This is a genomic window from Ferrovibrio sp., assembly GCF_041906005.1.
Taxonomy (GTDB): domain Bacteria; phylum Pseudomonadota; class Alphaproteobacteria; order Ferrovibrionales; family Ferrovibrionaceae; genus Ferrovibrio.
Genome location: NZ_JAYRJY010000001.1, coordinates 2,735,575 through 2,751,653 on the forward strand (window position 1 = coordinate 2,735,575; position 16,079 = coordinate 2,751,653).

Below are 16,079 nucleotides of genomic sequence, written 5' to 3' on the forward strand. Positions count from 1 at the left end.
CCTGGTCCCGGCGCCCCTGCGCGCTCCATTCGCCGTGGGGTGGACTTGTCGTAAGGGCGGTTGCAGTGCAGATTACAGTCATGACCCGTTCATCGCTCTTGGCCGTCCTGGCAGGTTTCGTCCTGGCCGTCCCGCTGTCTGGCTGTTCCGGACCGGCGTCCGAGCCTTATTACATCGGGCGCTGGAAAATCGAGGATTATGGCAAATATGAGGCCCCGCTGGTGACCCAGCCCAACGACCCCGTGACCGGCCGGCCGTATTTCTCGGTCTGCTACAACAGCACGCTGCACACAGCGGAACAGGTGCGGGCCCTGGTGCGCAAACATTGCAGCGACCCGCAGTTGCAGCGAAACATAACGGATCTGTATTCCTGCTCGCTGCTGTCCCCGGTGCGGGTCACCTACAGCTGCAGCGCGCTGAGCCGCACGGCGGAAGAGGCCCGGCCCAACCTGCTGCGCTCGGAAAGCTACACCGGCACCATCGATCTTTATTGACCGGCCGGCCTCAGGCCGGTGTGGCGATCCGTAGGCCGCTCTCGCGGTCGAACAGGTGCAGCCGCGCGATATCCACCAGCAGGCCGGGATGGGAATGGTCGTGGAAGCCGGCATGGCTGGGTACACGTACCACCATCTCCTCGCCGGCGATCTTGCCGTGCAGCAAGGTGTCGGCGCCCAGTTCCTCGGCCACATCGACATCCAGCATCAGGTGCGGGGTTTCGCCAGCCCGGGCGATGCGCAAATTCTCCGGCCGGATGCCCAGCGTGTAATCACCGGTTGGCACCGACCAGCCAGCCGGCAACGGCAGGACCACATCATCGGCCAGCTTGGCCTGGCTGCCGTCGATGCGGCATTTGATGAAGTTCATCGCCGGCGAACCGATGAAGCCGCCGACATAGGTGGTGGCGGGCTGGTTGTAGACCTCCTGCGGCGAACCGATCTGGTCGGCGCGGCCCTGGTTCATCACCACCAGCCGGTCGGCCAGCGTCATGGCCTCGACCTGGTCATGCGTCACATAGATCGAGGTGACGCCGAGCTGCTGGTGCAGGCGCTTGATCTCGAGGCGCATCTGCACGCGCAGCTTGGCATCCAGGTTCGATAATGGCTCGTCGAACAGGAACACGCTGGGTTCGCGCACGATGGCGCGGCCCATGGCGACGCGCTGGCGCTGGCCGCCCGACAATTCGCGTGGCTTGCGCTGCAGATAGGGCTGCAGTTGCAGAATCTCGGCGGCGCGCTGCACGCGCTTCTCGATATTGGCCTTGTCCATGCCGCGGATGCGCAGGCCGTAGGACATGTTTTCGTACACGCTCATATGCGGGTACAGCGCGTAATTCTGGAACACCATCGCGATATCGCGTTCGGCGGGTTCGATATTGTTGACCACGCGGTCGCCGATATGGATCTCGCCTTCGGTGATCGCCTCCAGGCCGGCGATCATGCGCAGCAGGGTCGACTTGCCGCAGCCCGACGGACCGACGATGACGATGAATTCGCCATCCTTGATCTCCATGTCGACGCCATGGATGGCCTTCACCGGGCCGTAGTTCTTTTTCACGCTTTTCAGCGTCACCTTCGCCATGACGGGCGCTCACTTTTCCGTTTCAACAAGACCTTTGACGAACCAGCGCTGCATCAGCACAACCACGGCAACCGGGGGCAGCAGGGCCAATACGGCCATGCCCATGATCACCGGCCATTCGTAGAAGGCATCCGGCGCCCGGATCAGGCGGCCGATTGCCAGCACGATGGTCTGGTATTTGTAGTCGGATGCGATCAGCAGCGGCCAGAGATACTGATTCCAGCCATAGATGAACTGGATCACGAACATGGCGGCGATGCTGGTGCGGCTCAGGGGTACCAGCACATCCTTGAAAAAGCGCATCGGGCCGGCGCCGTCGATGCGGGCGGCCTCCACCAGTTCGTCCGGCACGGTCAGGAAGAACTGGCGGAACAGGAAGGTGGCGGTGGCTGAGGCGATCAGCGGCAGGATCAGGCCGGTATAGGTATCCAGCAGGCCGAGATCGGCGACGATCTTGTAGGTCGGGATGATGCGCACCTCGACCGGCAGCATCAGGGTGATGAAGATCATCCAGAAGAAGAAATTCTTCAACGGGAAGCGGAAATAGACGATGGCAAAGGCCGACAGCAGCGAGATGATGATTTTGCCGACCGCAATCGAGATCGCCATGATGAAGCTGTTCATCAGCAGCACGATGGCCGGTGTCGCGCCGCTGACGCCCACCAGCTGCGGTCCATCGAACAGGGCACGAGCCGTATTGGCCAGCAACTCGGCGCCGGGCAGCAGCGGCATCGGCGTCTGCGACACGTCCTGGATGGTGTGCGAAGCCGCGATCACCGCGAGATAGATCGGGAAGGCGACGATGAAGATCGCCGCCAGCATGATCAGGTGGCCGACGGCATCGGCTATGGGGCGACGCTCGATCATCAGTAATGCACTTTGCGTTCGATATAGCGGAACTGGATCACGGTCAGGCCGATCACGATCGCCATCAGGATCACCGACTGGGCGGCCGAGCCACCCAGATCCTGCGCCTCGAAGCCGTCATACCAGACCTTGTAGACCAGGATCTCGGTCGATTTCGCCGGGCCGCCGCGGGTCAGCGAGTGGATCACGCCAAAGGTCTCGAAGAAGGCGTAGACCACGTTGACGACGATCAGGAAGAACAGCGTTGGCGACAGCATCGGCAGGATGATCGTCCAGAAGCGGCGGAACGGCCGGGCGCCATCGATGGCGGCGGCCTCGATGAGCGATTTCGGAATCGCCTGCAGGCCGGCCAGGAAAAACAGGAAATTATAGGAAATCTGCTTCCAGGTGGCGGCGACCACCACGACGAACATGGCCTGCCCGCCATTGAGGTGGAAGTTCCAGTCGACGCCCATCTCGGAGAGCAGCCAGGCAAACACGCCGGGGCCGGGCAGGAAGACGAAGCCCCACAACGCGCCGGCCACGGCAGGCGCCACGGCATAGGGCCAGATCAGCAGGGTCTTGTAGACCGTCGCGCCGCGGATCAGCCGATCGGCCGTGACCGCCAGCAGCAGCGATATGCCGAGGCCCAGCACGGTGACCAGCGTGCTGAACAGCGCGGTGATCTTGAAGGAATTCAGGTAATAGTCGTCTTCGAACAGGGCGGCGAAATTCTCCAGCCCGACGAAATAGCTGCTGGTGCCGAAGGCATCCTCGCGCAGCACCGACTGCACGACAGCCTGGCTGGCGGGCCAGAAGAAGAAGATCACGGTGATGGCGATCTGCGGGGCAACCAGCAGATACGGCAGGAACCGGTTATGAAAGACGACTCGTTTTTCCATGGGGCGCCATAAAAGAAGCCCGCGCCTTCCAGAGTCAAGGCGCGGGCTTCCGCTTGAGGGACAGTTAAGCCATTACGAGCGCTTGGCGTCGCGCTCGAACTGGCGAAGCAGGCGGTTGCCACGCTCCACGGCGGCGTCCAGCGCTTCCTTGGGTGACTTCTTGCCCGACCAGACGGCTTCCAGCTCTTCGTCCATCACGTCGCGGATCTGGACGAAGTTGCCAAGGCGCAGGCCCTTCGAGTTGGCGGTCGGCTGCTTCAGCATCATCTGCTGCACCGAGGTATCGGTGCCCGGATTGGCCGCATAGAAGCCCTGCGTCTTGGTGGTTTCGTAGGCCATCGGCGTGATCGGCAGGTAGCCGGTCTTGGTGTGCCACCAGACCTGGTTCTCGGTCGCCGACAGGTAGTCGAAGAACTGGGCAACGCCCTTGTAGTCCTCGGCCTTGTGCTTGGCCAGCACCCACAGCGAGGCGCCGCCGATGATCGAGTTCTGCGGCGCACCCTGCACGTCGCTGTAATAGGGCAGCATCGAGATGCCCCACTTGAACTTGGCGCCGCGGGCGAAGGTGGCGTAGCCGGCCGAGCTTTCCATGTGGATGGCGCATTCGCCCGACACGAACTTGGCATTCGCCTCGTTCTTGCGGCCGCCATACACCATCAGGCCTTCCTTCATCCAGCCGGCCAGGTTGGTGATGTGGCGCACATGCAGCGGGCTGTTGAACTGCAGCTCGGTGTCGAAGCCGTCAAAGCCGTTCGCCTTGCTGGCAAACGGCACGTTGTGCAGGGCGGAGAAATTCTCCAGCTGCACCCAGGTCTGCCAGTTGGTCTGGAACGGGCAGGTGCTGCCCGAAGCCTTCAGCTTCTTCAGCATCGGCTCCATTTCCTGCCAAGTCTTCGGCGGCTTGTTCGGGTCAAGGCCGGCCTTCTCGAAGGCGTCCTTGTTGTAATACATCACCGGGGTGGAGGAGTTGAACGGATAGGACAGCATCTTGCCGTCCGAGGTGCTGTAATAGCCGGTCACGGCCGAGATGTAGGAACCCGGGTCGAACTTGTAGCCGTTTTCGGCCATCAGCTGGTACACCGGCTTGATCGCGGCGCGCGAGGCCATCATGGTGCCGGTGCCGACCTCGAAGACCTGCACGATATGCGGGCCCTTGCCGGCGCGGAAGGCGGCCATGGCGGCGGTCAGGGTTTCCGGATAGCTGCCCTTGTTGACGGGCACGATCTTGTATTTGGTCTGGCCCTTGTTGAAGCCTTCGGCGATTTCATTCACCCGCTCGTTCAGGGCGCCGGTCATCGCGTGCCACCACTGCAGCTCGATGCGGTTGTCCTGTGCCTGCGCGGTGAGGCCGGTGACCGTTACGGCCGTGCCGGCAAGCAGCGCGAGCGCAAGGCGCGCGAGTTTCCCTGTCGATTTCATTGTGTTGTCTCCAGTGCTAAAGAAATCCACCCCTAGAGTCGGGAGGCCGACTTTTTTATGGGTCTTACGATGACGTTCACGCGTAAGATTTGTTACGGTTATATGACAAGGACCGGGCGTTGACCAAGCCTTATTCTTCCGCAATCGAAATCGGTGCCGACCGGCTGACGGTCGGGAGTAACAGTTTCCCCTTTCTGGTCAAACGCGACTCGCGGGCCCGCCGCATGCTGCTGCGCGTCATGCCGCGGGACGGGGCAGTGGTTTTGGTGCTGCCGACCCGCGCGAGCCTGAAATCCGGGCAGAAATTCGTCACCGAGCAGGTCGACTGGATCCTGGCACGGCAGGAGGAACGGCCGGAAGTCCAGCCCTGGCAGGATGGCGCCAGCCTGCCGCTTTATGGTGCGCCGCACATCATCCGGCACCGGCCGGGCGCCCGCGGCGGGGTCTGGGTCGAGGGCAATGAAATTCACGTGACCGGCCGGGCCGAGCACCTGCCGCGTCGTCTGCGCGACTGGCTGAAACGGCGGGCGCGGGACGAATTCGGGGTTGCCGCAAGGGAAATGGCCGAGCGAATCGGGCTCAGCGTCCGGCGCATCACCGTGCGCGACACGCAGAGTCGCTGGGGCAGCTGCTCCGCTCATGGCAACCTGTCTTTCTCCTGGCGATTGTTGCTGGCGCCGCCCCCGATTGCCCGCTACCTGGTCGCCCATGAAGTCGCCCATCTCAAGCATATGGATCACAGCGTCGCCTTCTGGCATCTCTGCGCCCAGTTGCTGGGCGGCGAGGGCGAGCTGCGCGCGGCGCGCGGCTGGCTGCGCCGCCACGGCGCCGCCCTGCATCTGCACGGCTGATCAACATGCGCCCGCTGCCGCGTGACTCGACGGCGCTGGTGATCCTGCTGGGCTGCGCCACGGCGCTCGGCCCGCTCAGCACCGATATGTATCTGCCGTCGTTGCCTGCCCTGGCGACGATCTACGGCACCGATGCGGCGGCCGTGCAGCTTACCCTCAGCGCCTTTCTGGCCGGTTTCGCGGTCACGCAACTGATCTATGGCCCGGTGTCGGATCGTTTTGGCCGCCGGCCGGCCCTGCTGTTCGGCATCGCCCTGTTCACCCTCGCCTCGATCGGCTGCGCCTTCGCCGCCAGCGTGGAATGGCTGATCGGCTGGCGTTTCGTGCAGGCGCTGGGCGCCTGTTCGGGCGTGGTGCTGGGCCGTGCGATCGCCCGCGACCTGTTCGAGGGCGCCCATGCGGCCAGGGCCCTGTCGATGATGGCGATGGTGCTGGGGCTGACGCCGGCAGTGGCGCCGATCCTGGGCGGCTATCTGCATGCCTGGTTCGGCTGGCAGGCGAATTTCCTCGCCATGGCCCTGATCGGCGGTGTGCTGGGTTTGTGCGTGCTGGTTTTCCTGGCCGAGAGCAACCAGCGCCGCAATCCCACGGCCACGCATCTGCGGCCGATGCTGCGCAACTTTGCCAGTCTGATCCGCCATCCACGCTATCGCGGTTATGTGCTGTGCGTGGCGTTTTCCTATGGCGGGATGTTTTCCTTCATCTCCGGCTCGTCGTTCACCCTCAGCCGCGTCTTCGGCGTGGGCGAAACGGTGTTCGGCTACTGCTTTTCGCTGATCGTGCTCGGGTATCTGTGCGGCGGCTTTCTCGGTGCGCGTCTCACGCTGCGGCTGGGGGTGGATCGCATGCTGGGCGTCGGCGCGGCCTGCTGCGCGCTAGGCGGTGGCGGCATGGCGCTGTTGCAAAGCTGGGCCTGGGCGAACGGGCTGGACTGGCACTGGTTCAGTCTGATCGGCCCGATGATGGTCTTCACCATGGGCCTGGGCCTGACCATGCCGCAGGGCCAGGCCGGCGCGCTGCAGCCCTTTCCGCATATGGCGGGCAGCGCGGCGTCGCTGATGGGCTTCGTGCAGATGAGCGTCGGCGCCGTTGCCGGCATTTTCGTCGGCCATGCCTTGAACGAAACCGCCCTGCCGCTGAGCTGGACCGTGGCCGGCATGGGTACGGCCACGTTTCTGTCGTGGCTGCTGATCGTGCGGCGACGCGGCGCTTAAGGGCCCAGCCGGGCCAACAGCCAGGTGCTGATGCGGCTGATCACGCCGGGATCGACCTCGCCCTCGAGGCCGGGATCCTTGTCACTTTGCAGCGGCTTCAGGTTGTGGCTGGTGCGCGGCAGGATGACCAGCGCGTGGTCGTCGGGCTCGCGCTTCTGCAACGCGCCGTCCAGCACCAGCGCATCGCGCTCGGCCGAAACCTGGATGTCGGCATCGCCTTGCAGCAGCATCACCGGGCCGCGATAGCGCTGCGCCAGCGCGACCGGATCGATCTGCATCAGGGCTTGCCAGTAACGGCCGCTATAGGACGGATACACCCCGCCGAGTGCCGCCGGCAGCTTGGCCGGCACTTGGCCGGTCGCCCTGATGTTTTTCGCCGCGCGTTCGTTTTCCGCCAGGAACAGACGCCGCTCGCTGGGTTTGACCTGCTTGCTCAACTGGAATGACAGCTGTTCGCGTATGATGACGTCCATGGGGCGTCCCGGTGTCGCGGCCAGGATCAAGACCTGCGGTTTTTCGCCGTCGACCAGGCGACTGGCCAGATCCAGGGCGATCAGCCCGCCCTCGGAATGGCCGAACAGTCCGGCCTTGCCCGGATCGACGGCAGGCTGGGCGCGCAGGAAGGCATAGGCGGCATACGCATCGTCAACGAAGCGATGCCAATCGAAATACTCGGGATATTGCGCCGGATCGCCCGGCACGCTGGCGGCATTGGCCGGCAGTCCGCGCTTGTCGTAACGCAGCGTGGCGACACCTTTCTCGGCCAATCCCTCGGCGACCTGCCGCAGAAGGTCGGTGCGCATGGCTGGCGGCTGGTTGCCGTCGCGGTCGGTCGGGCCGCTGCCTTGCAACAGCACCAGCGCGGGCAGTTTCTCCTTGGCCCCGGCAGGCAAGGTCAATGTGCCGGCCAGCGAGGTGCCGTCGCGCGATGTGATGCGAACCTGCTGGTTGATGATGCTCTCTGCCCCCCAACCGCCCGATGGCAATAGCAGCAATCCTGTCAGCAGGCTGATGAATAGGCGTCTCATTGCTGCACCGGTTGCGGGCCGACCTGCCAGATCATCTGCGGTTCGCCCTGCGATGTCGAGGGCGGTGGCGCGGCCGGTTCGATCACCGTGCGCGGCGGTGGCGGAACCGGCGCGGGCGCGGGCGTTGCAGGCGTCCCGCTGAACTGGCGCATGATACGGTCCCACAGCGAGGGCAGGCTGAAGCTCTGGCTCGGGGCCTGCGGCAACTCACTGACCGGCAGGCCCTTCAAGGCATCGTTCATGAAGCTGCGCCATATCTGCGATGGCAAACCGCTGCCGCTCACCTTCTTGGTCGGCGAATTGTCGTCGTTGCCCACCCACACCGCGGCCACCAGATCGGGCGTGTAGCCGACGAACCAGGCATCGCGGTAATCCGAGGTCGTGCCGGTCTTGCCGGCGGCCGGTCGGCCGATGGCGGCCGCGCGACCGGTGCCGCTGGTGATCACGCCGCGCAACAGCTCGTTCAGTTCGCCCAGCGGCTCGGCGGCAATCATATGGGCAGTGGCGCCGCCGGTGTCGCGACGAAACAGCACGGCGTTGTTGCGGTCGCGGATTTCGATCACGCCATAGGGCTGCACGGCATAACCGCCATTGGCAAAGGCGGCATAGGCGGCGGTGAGTTCCAGCACGCCCACCTCGAACGACCCCAGCGCCAGCGAGGGATGCGGCTTCAGGTCGCTGGTGATGCCCAGCCGGCGCGCCGTTTCGATCACCTTCTCGCGGCCGACACGTTCGGAAACCTGCACGGCGATGGTGTTGATCGAACGCGCCGCCGCCTCGCGCAGCGTCATGCTGCCGTGATACTGGCCGTCGTAATTGCGCGGTTTCCAGTTGCCGATCTCGATCGGGCCGTCAACATATTGATCGTTTGGCGTGATGCCCTGTTCCAGCGCGGTTAGGAACACCAGCGGCTTGAAGGCCGAGCCCGGCTGGCGGCGTGCCTGCGTTGCACGGTTGAACGGACTGTCGAGATAGTCGCGGCCGCCGATCATGGCCCGCACGGCGCCATCGGGCGCCAGCGCCACCAGCGCGGCCTGGTCCACATCCTGCTTCTGCGCCTCGCGATCCATCAGGCTGTCGACGGCGCGTTCGGCGCTGCCCTGCAGGCGGCTGTCCATGGTGGTGTAGACGGTCAGGTCGGCGTGATCGCGGCCCACCAGTTGATAGACTTCGTCGATCACCCAGTCGGCGAAATAACGCGCATTGGGCAGCGGCAGGCGCGAGCGCGCCAGTTGCGTCGGCTTTGCGATGGCCGCCTCGGCGGCCTCGGTGGTGATGAAACCGGCATCGGCCATGTTGCGCAGCACCTGGGCGGCGCGCGCCTGGGCGGATTTGATATTGCCGGTCGGCGCCAGTTTCGACGGCGCCTTCAGCAGGCCGACCAGCATGGCGGATTCACCCAGCGAGAGCTTCGCCGCCGGCTTGTCGAAATAGCGTTGCGCCGCCGCCTCCACGCCATACGCGCCGGCGCCGAAATACACACGGTTGAGATACATCTCCAGGATCTGGTCTTTGCTGAAACGCTGCTCCAGCCGGAAAGCCAGCATCAGCTCCTGCACCTTGCGCTTCAGCGTGCGGTCGCGATCCAGGAATACGTTCTTGGCAAGCTGTTGCGTCAGGGTCGAACCGCCCTGCACCACGCGGCCGGCGCGCAGGTTGGCGAAGCTGGCGCGCGCCAGGCCGATGGGATCGATGCCGACATGCTTGTAGAACCGGCGATCTTCGGTGGCGATCAGGGCCTGGGGCAGATGGGCGGGCAGGGCCTTCAGGGCCTGATGCTCGCCATAGAGATCGCCATAGGTGGCCAGCACCATGCCATCGGCGGCCTTGAGCGTGACCGAGCTGCGGCGCTCGACGATGTAAAGGTCGTCGAAATCCGGCAGGTCATAGGCATACCAGGCAAACAGGGCGCCGCCGGCGACCAGCCCCCAGATGCCCACGAGCAGGGCGAAGCGGGACAGGCGGCCCAGATAGCCCGCGGTCTTGCTGCCGCGTGCCGCGGAGCGTTTGCGGCTGCTGGAGGCGGCGGGCTTGTTACGGGCCGGGTTTTCATTACTGCGGCGGGACTGGCGGGCCATGCGCGAACGATACTGCTTTTCTTTTAAGGATATCCTAGCCCGGCGGGTCGGCCGGCGCGGCCGGTGTGCCAGCTGAATGTGACGGGTTTAGGGCATGAGGGTTGACGGCCGGTGAACGGGCTGTATGTTATATAATAACGTTCATTCGGAAGTCTCATGCACCGCCGCGCCTCCCATTTCGATCTGCCGATCGCAGTCCTCACCGCTGCGTGGTGGATGCGCATGGCTGCTTTGCTGCCGCTGATCGCCGTCCTGTGGGCCGCGATCTGGTGGGCCATGGCGATGGATTGACCTGATGACTGCCGCTGCATCCGCACCGATCGGTGAAATCCGCCTCGACAACGTCACCGTTGCCTACGACCGCCATCCGGCCGTGCATCATGTCAGCGGCCGCTTCACCACCGGATCGCTCACCGCCATCGTCGGTCCCAACGGCGCCGGCAAGTCCACCCTGCTCAAGGCCATCGTCGGCCAGTTGCCGGTCGCCGATGGCAGCATCGAACGCGGCCCGCTGAAGCCACGCGACATCGCCTTCCTGCCGCAGCAGGCCAGCCTCGACCGCGCCTATCCGATCTCGGTGCTGGAAGTGGTGCTGCTCGGTCACTGGCAGCGCGTCGGCGCTTTCGGCCATATCGGGCGCGACGGCATCCGTGCGGCGCGCGAGGCGTTGAGCGCCGTGGGGCTGGAAGGCTTCGAACAGCGCCCGCTTGGCACGCTGTCCATCGGCCAGGCCCAGCGCGCGCTGTTCGCCCGCGTGCTGGTGCAGGATGCGCGCGTCATCCTGCTGGACGAGCCGTTCAACGCGCTGGACGCCCGTACGGTGGCCGATCTGCTGGCGCTGCTGCAACGCTGGCACGGCGAGAAACGCACGGTGATCGCGGTGCTGCATGATTTCGATCTGGTGCGCCAGCATTTCCCCGAGGCGCTGTATCTGGCGCGGCGGCTGATCGCCTGGGGCCGTATCGACGAGGTGCTGACCCCCGAGAACCAGCTGGCTGCCCGCCGCATGGCCGAATCCTGGGACGACACGGCGCCGTTCTGCGATACCGGTCATGATCATCACGATCACCACGGCCATACCGGTCCTCACGGCCACGCGGCCTGATCCTTTTCCGTCTGTTCACCGGAGCTGCGCATGAGCGCCGCGATTGTTGATTTCCTGTTCGCCCCCTTCGCCGAGTTCGCCTTCATGCGACGCGCGCTGGTGGCATGTTTCGCGCTGTCCTTGAGCGGCGGGCCGATTGGCGTGGTGCTGATGCTGCGACGCATGAGCCTGTTCGGCGAGGCGATGAGCCATGCCATCCTGCCCGGCGCCGCCGTGGGTTTCCTGGTGGCCGGCTTTTCGCTGCCCGCGATCAGCGTTGGCGGCATCGTCGCCGGCCTGATCGTCGCCCTGGCTGCCGGTGCGGCCACGCGCGCCACCGACCAGCGCGAGGATGCCAGCTTCGCCGCCTTCTACCTGATCGCGCTGGCGCTCGGCGTCACGCTGATCTCCACCCGCGGCTCGGCGGTGGACGTGATGCATATCCTGTTCGGTTCCGTGCTCGCGGTCGACGAGGCGGCCCTGCTGCTGCTCGGCGTGGTGGCCAGCCTGACCATGCTGATCTTCGCCGCGATCTACCGCCCGCTGCTGGCCGATGGCTTCGATCCGGAATTCCTGCGCAGCGTCGGCGGCGGCGGCACGCTGTACCATTTCGTCTTCCTCGGCCTGGTGGTGGTCAATCTGGTGGCCGCCTTCCAGGCATTGGGCAGCCTGATGGCCGTGGGTCTGATGATGCTGCCCGCGCTGGCCGCGCGGTACTGGAGCCGCTCGCTGGTCGCGGGCATGACGGTCGCGGTGCTGATCGCCGCGCTGTCGGGCTATTGCGGTCTGCTGCTGTCTTTCCATGCCGATCTGCCGTCTGGTCCGTCCATCGTGCTGTTCGCCGGCGGCGGCTATCTGCTGTCGCTCGCCCTGGGGCCGCAGGGCCTGATGTTGCACTGGCGCCAGCGGCGCCATCTGGAGGCCTGACATGATCCGCATTCTTGCCGCGCTGTTTGCCGCGCTGCTGCTTGCCGGTCCGGTGCAGGCCCAGGCCCAGGCCCAGGCCCAGGGCACGCCGAAGCTGAAAGCCATCGCCAGTTTCTCGATCCTGGCCGACATCGTCGCCCAGATCGGCGGCGACAAGGTGGCCGTCGCCACGCTGGTTCCGGCGATGGGCGATGCCCATGTCTATCAGCCCAGCCCGGCCGATGCCCGCGCCGTGGCCAGTGCCGATCTGCTGGTGGCCAACGGCCTCAATTTCGAAACCTGGCTCGACCGGCTGGTGGCGGCTTCGGGCTTCAAGGGGCGCCGCATTGTGGCGGCGGAAGGCATCAGGCCGCGCCGGCTGGATGGCGGACATGATCACGATCACGGGCATGATCACGGCGGTGCCAAGGACGATCCTCATGTCTGGCACGACCTGCAGCGCATGCAGGCCTACGTGACCAATATCGCCAATGGTCTCGCCGCCGCCGATCCGGCCAATGCGGATTACTATCGTGCCCGCGGCACGGCCTATGCCGCGCAGTTGAAAGAGGTCGACCAATGGGCCGCCGCCGAATTCGCCCGCCTGCCCAAGGCCTATCGCAAGGCGATCAGCCAGCATGACGCCTTCGGTTACCTGGCCGACCGCTACCAGATCGAATTCCTGGCTCCCCAGGGCATGAGCACGGAATCGGAAGCCTCGGCCGAGGCGGTGGCCCGGCTGATCCGCCAGATCAAGCGCCAGCGCGTGCAGGCGGTGTTCTTCGAGAACGTGGTCAATCCCCGCCTGATCGAGCAGATCGCCAGGGAGGCCAGGGTGAAGGTCGGCGGCCGGTTGTATTCCGACGCCCTCTCACCTCCGGGGGGCGAGGCCGACAGCTTCATGAAGATGTACCGCCTCAATGTCGGTCGCCTGGTCGAGGCCATGCAGCGCGATAGCTAGCGATCCCGTAATTCTACCCTGCCACGCCGCGCCAACTTGATCTGCATCAATTGGTAGTGGGCGGCCTGCCCGTAATTTGCAATAATTGAATGATTGCAATTCTGCAGGGCCCGCATGACCAAGTACGACAGGGTGCCGACCAACAAGGAGATCTTCTTCGGCGAGGAGGAGATCATTGTCAGCAAAACCGATCCACGCGGGCGCATCACCTATGCGAACGATGTTTTTGTGCGTGTCTCGGGCTATTCCGAGCATGAACTGATCGATGCGCCGCACAGCATCCTGCGTCACCCCGACATGCCGCGCTGCGTGTTCTGGCTGCTGTGGGAAACCATCGGGAAGGGTAACGAGATCTTCGCCTATGTGAAGAACATGGCGAAAAGCGGCGACTTCTATTGGGTGTTCGCCCATGTCACGCCCAGCTTCGATCCGCAGGGCCAGATCATCGGCTACCATTCCAGCCGCCGCACGCCCGATCGCAAGGCGGTGGAATCCGCAGCCGGCCTCTATAGCCAGCTTTTGGCCATCGAGAACAAATACGAAGATCGCAAGCAGGGCATGCAGGCCGGCATCGACACCGTGCTCAAGCTGCTCGGCGACAAGGGCATCAGCTACGACGAGCTGGTCTTCTCGCTCTGACCTGTCGATAAAAGACCGACCCGGCCGCAGAAACCGCAGCCGGGTCGATCGTTAAGGGAACCGGATGCCCGAAGGCGCTGTACTGGCGCGCCTTACAGCGCGTCGTCGTCGGTCTCGCCGGTGCGGATGCGCAGGGCCTTTTCCAGGTCGACCACGAAGATCTTGCCGTCGCCGATCTGGCCGGTCTTGGCGGCATTCTGGATCGCCTCGATCACGCGATCGGCCAGCGCGGATTTCACCGCCACTTCGATCTTGACCTTCGGCAGGAAGCTAACGGCGTATTCCGCCCCGCGGTAAATCTCGGTATGGCCCTTCTGCCGGCCGAACCCCTTTACCTCGGTGACGGTCAGGCCCTCGACGCCAAGGCTGGTAAGGGCCTCGCGGACTTCGTCGAGCTTGAATGGCTTGATGACTGCCATGACCAGTTTCATGTGTGTCACTCCTCAGCATTGTTGGCCGCAAACCGGTCGTTGCCCGCGCGGCGCGTCGTCGCCCGACTATCCCTTCAAGAAGCGTGCCGGTTGCATCCTGCGAGTCGCCAGCCACTTTAGCCCGCCCGCGGCGGGGCCGGGAAGCCAGGGATGGGGATTGCTGCCCAAATCGCGGCTGGTCTGCAAAAATAATAGGCAGCGTTCAGGCCGCCTCCGGGGCGCCGAGCCGGGCGGCGACCAGCATGCGGCCCTCGCGGCCATGGATAAAGCCGTTGGAAAACCGCAAATCCCCGGCCTGCTCGGCCACCAGGGTCGCCAGTTGCGGGGTTGCTGCTGCCGGCTCCAGCCGTTGCTCGGCGACGGCCCGGAAGATTCGGGCCACGGCCACCATGTCCAGGCTTTGCGGCGAGAGGCGGAAATGCCCGATCCCGGTTGCCCGCAGGTCGGGGATTTCGCCGATCAGGTTCAGGCAGGTCTGCGACAGGGTCTGGGTGCCGTTGATGGCCAGGAAGGCCTCGCCGTCCAGCGTGTTCACCGTGCGGCCGTCCGGGTCCGCCCCGCAGGCATAACGGCAGGAATCCTTGTGCAGGCCATGGGCGCGGGCGTGGAAGCAGCGCGCCGAGATCGCCAGCGGCATCCGCCCGAAGACCAGCACTTCCAGCGGCACATCCGATGCCTTGGCCAGGGCGGAGATCGCCGTGCCGGGCAATTCAGGCGGCAGGCAAATCCGCACGGCGCCCTGGCGGGCCAGATAGGCCAGGGTGCCCTCGTTATAGACATTCACGAACGGCCCGATCACATGCGGGCGCCCGGCCAGCCGGCGCACCGCGCCCAGATCGTTGGCCTCGACCATGAAACCCGATTCCTCGGCGCCGTCGATCTGCGCCGCCGTCATCTTTGTCTCGCGTTCGCTCATCACCAGCGCGCGCGAGGCCAGCACCACCTGCTTGCCGCCGCGCTGCAGCCGTTCGATCAGGTCGGGCAGCAAAGGGTCGAAGAAAGGCGCGCGTTTCGAGCAGACGATCTCGCCCAGATGCACGATGTCGATCTCGGCCTCGTCGGCGATGCGGGCGTAGAAATCGGTCATCTGTTCGGCCGGCCAGTGGAACAGCACCGGGCCGAGCACGAGTTTCGGGGTGATCTCCGTGTTCATCGCCAGCCTTTCCGATAAGCACCCGAGGTATCCTGCTGGCCCTCGGCCAGATGGCGCAAAGCCGCCACGGCGGCGCCCGGGGTTTCATCGCGCGCCAGCCCATCCACCAGCGTACGGAACTGCCGCACCACTTCGGCCACATAGGCGCGGCCGCGCTGCCGCCCCTCGATCTTCAGGGCCTTCACGCCGGCCGCCTGCAGGTCACGCAGGATTTCGCCGGTGCTCAGCGAGGTGGGTTCCTCGAACAGATAATTGGCATAGCTGCCCACACTGAAGCGGCCCTTGCACAAAGTCGGGTAGCCGGCCTTCTCGCCCTTGTCGAATACGTTGATGGTCGAACCGCCCAGGCTGGAGACCAGCGCCCCGCCACGCTGCTCATAGCGCACATGGCTGGCCGGTGAACACACGCCCTGACGGTTGGGCGACTGGCCGGTCACGTAGGACGACAGCGAGCAGCGACCTTCCGCCATCGGGCACATGCCGCCGAAGGCGAAGACTTCCGTCTCGACCGGAATCTGGCGTGTCAGCTGTGCGATCTCGGTCACCGTGAGGACGCGCGGCAGCACCACGCGGCGCACGCCAAACGCCTCGTGATAAAACCGGATCGCGTCGGCATGCGAGGCGGCGGCCTGCACGGAAAGGTGCAGCCGCAGATCGGGGTGTTTCTGCGCCGCATAATCCAGCAGGCCGATATCGGCGATGATCACCGCATCGGCGCCCAAAGTCGCCGCGTCATCGATGGCGGCATGCCAGGCGGCCTGGTTGCCGGCGGCGGCATAGGTGTTGATGGCGACGAAGACTTCGCGCTTGCGCTGATGGGCGTAACCGATGCCGTCGCGCAGTTCCGGCCGGTTGAAATTCAGGCCGGGGAAATTGCGCGCGTTGGTCTCGTCGCGAAAGCCGCAATAAACTACATCGGCACCGGCATCGACGGCGTCGCGCAGCGCGGCCGGCGTACCGGCGGGGCAGACCAGTTCCATGGGTGCCAT

Annotated in this window: 17 protein-coding genes; 8 read left to right on the top strand and 9 right to left on the bottom strand. The window is 65.0% G+C overall.

From position 1 onward, the window contains the following. Positions 1–80: 80 nt before the first annotated feature. Positions 81–494 carry a hypothetical protein gene (locus ACE3OO_RS13390; RefSeq protein WP_374303684.1) on the top strand — a complete coding sequence of 138 codons (414 nt, stop codon included), beginning with the start codon at positions 81–83 and terminating at the stop codon, positions 492–494. A gap of 10 nt (positions 495–504) precedes the next feature. Here ACE3OO_RS13390 and ACE3OO_RS13395 read toward each other — a convergent pair whose 3' ends face one another. The 4 genes from ACE3OO_RS13395 to ugpB all read right to left on the bottom strand — a co-directional run bounded on the left by ACE3OO_RS13395 (position 505) and on the right by ugpB (position 4,745). Beyond that, positions 505–1,578, bottom strand: a complete 1,074-nt coding sequence (locus ACE3OO_RS13395; protein ID WP_374303686.1) for a sn-glycerol-3-phosphate import ATP-binding protein UgpC — start codon at positions 1,576–1,578, stop codon at positions 505–507. Positions 1,579–1,587: 9 nt separating this feature from the next. Then, positions 1,588–2,445 carry a sn-glycerol-3-phosphate ABC transporter permease UgpE gene (gene ugpE / locus ACE3OO_RS13400; protein WP_374303688.1) on the bottom strand — a complete coding sequence of 286 codons (858 nt, stop codon included), beginning with the start codon at positions 2,443–2,445 and terminating at the stop codon, positions 1,588–1,590. Further along, positions 2,445–3,326 carry a sn-glycerol-3-phosphate ABC transporter permease UgpA gene (gene ugpA, locus ACE3OO_RS13405; RefSeq protein ID WP_374303690.1) on the bottom strand — a complete coding sequence of 294 codons (882 nt, stop codon included), beginning with the start codon at positions 3,324–3,326 and terminating at the stop codon, positions 2,445–2,447. Before ugpA ends, ugpE begins: the two co-directional genes overlap by 1 nt. A gap of 72 nt (positions 3,327–3,398) precedes the next feature. Continuing rightward, complete coding sequence (gene ugpB, locus ACE3OO_RS13410; protein ID WP_374303692.1) at positions 3,399–4,745, bottom strand: sn-glycerol-3-phosphate ABC transporter substrate-binding protein UgpB; 1,347 nt, start codon at positions 4,743–4,745, stop codon at positions 3,399–3,401. 119 nt (positions 4,746–4,864) lie between these two features. On the opposite strand from ugpB, the gene ACE3OO_RS13415 reads away from it, so the two are divergent. Both ACE3OO_RS13415 and ACE3OO_RS13420 read left to right on the top strand, forming a co-directional pair. Then, entirely contained in the window at positions 4,865–5,596 is a 732-nt protein-coding gene (locus tag ACE3OO_RS13415) for a M48 family metallopeptidase (RefSeq protein WP_374303694.1), read from the top strand. Between the two features lie 5 nt (positions 5,597–5,601). Further along, positions 5,602–6,810: a multidrug effflux MFS transporter gene (locus ACE3OO_RS13420; RefSeq protein ID WP_374303696.1), complete on the top strand. Its 1,209-nt coding sequence runs from the start codon at positions 5,602–5,604 to the stop codon at positions 6,808–6,810. Here ACE3OO_RS13420 and ACE3OO_RS13425 read toward each other — a convergent pair. Beyond that, positions 6,807–7,838, bottom strand: coding sequence for an alpha/beta hydrolase family protein (locus ACE3OO_RS13425; RefSeq protein WP_374303698.1), 1,032 nt, complete (start codon positions 7,836–7,838; stop codon positions 6,807–6,809). The two genes, ACE3OO_RS13420 and ACE3OO_RS13425, sit on opposite strands and share 4 nt — an antisense overlap. Beyond that, on the bottom strand, positions 7,835–9,916 hold the full coding sequence (locus ACE3OO_RS13430; RefSeq protein ID WP_374303700.1) for a transglycosylase domain-containing protein: 2,082 nt from the start codon (positions 9,914–9,916) through the stop codon (positions 7,835–7,837). Before ACE3OO_RS13430 ends, ACE3OO_RS13425 begins: the two co-directional genes overlap by 4 nt. Before the next feature lie 156 nt (positions 9,917–10,072). On the opposite strand from ACE3OO_RS13430, the gene ACE3OO_RS13435 reads away from it, so the two are divergent. The 5 genes from ACE3OO_RS13435 to ACE3OO_RS13455 all read left to right on the top strand — a co-directional run bounded on the left by ACE3OO_RS13435 (position 10,073) and on the right by ACE3OO_RS13455 (position 13,506). Next, the gene (locus tag ACE3OO_RS13435) at positions 10,073–10,207 is read left to right on the top strand and encodes a hypothetical protein (protein ID WP_374303702.1); all 135 of its coding nucleotides are present in this window, start codon (positions 10,073–10,075) and stop codon (positions 10,205–10,207) included. A 4-nt stretch (positions 10,208–10,211) separates the two neighbouring features. Next, the gene (locus tag ACE3OO_RS13440; protein ID WP_374303704.1) at positions 10,212–11,021 is read left to right on the top strand and encodes a metal ABC transporter ATP-binding protein; all 810 of its coding nucleotides are present in this window, start codon (positions 10,212–10,214) and stop codon (positions 11,019–11,021) included. A gap of 30 nt (positions 11,022–11,051) precedes the next feature. Continuing rightward, positions 11,052–11,927: a metal ABC transporter permease gene (locus ACE3OO_RS13445; protein WP_374303706.1), complete on the top strand. Its 876-nt coding sequence runs from the start codon at positions 11,052–11,054 to the stop codon at positions 11,925–11,927. A gap of 1 nt (position 11,928) precedes the next feature. Next, complete coding sequence (locus ACE3OO_RS13450; RefSeq protein WP_374303708.1) at positions 11,929–12,867, top strand: metal ABC transporter solute-binding protein, Zn/Mn family; 939 nt, start codon at positions 11,929–11,931, stop codon at positions 12,865–12,867. Positions 12,868–12,981: 114 nt separating this feature from the next. Then, positions 12,982–13,506, top strand: a complete 525-nt coding sequence (locus ACE3OO_RS13455; RefSeq protein WP_374303709.1) for a PAS domain-containing protein — start codon at positions 12,982–12,984, stop codon at positions 13,504–13,506. Between the two features lie 92 nt (positions 13,507–13,598). On the opposite strand, the gene ACE3OO_RS13460 is transcribed toward ACE3OO_RS13455, so the two are convergent. From ACE3OO_RS13460 to ACE3OO_RS13470, 3 genes are all read right to left on the bottom strand, one after another. Beyond that, positions 13,599–13,937, bottom strand: a complete 339-nt coding sequence (locus ACE3OO_RS13460; RefSeq protein ID WP_290811128.1) for a P-II family nitrogen regulator — start codon at positions 13,935–13,937, stop codon at positions 13,599–13,601. Positions 13,938–14,139: 202 nt separating this feature from the next. Next, complete coding sequence (locus tag ACE3OO_RS13465) at positions 14,140–15,090, bottom strand: U32 family peptidase (RefSeq protein ID WP_374303712.1); 951 nt, start codon at positions 15,088–15,090, stop codon at positions 14,140–14,142. Further along, positions 15,087–16,079 (bottom strand): peptidase U32 family protein, encoded by a 993-nt coding sequence (locus ACE3OO_RS13470; RefSeq protein WP_374304696.1) that lies wholly within the window; start codon positions 16,077–16,079, stop codon positions 15,087–15,089. Before ACE3OO_RS13470 ends, ACE3OO_RS13465 begins: the two co-directional genes overlap by 4 nt.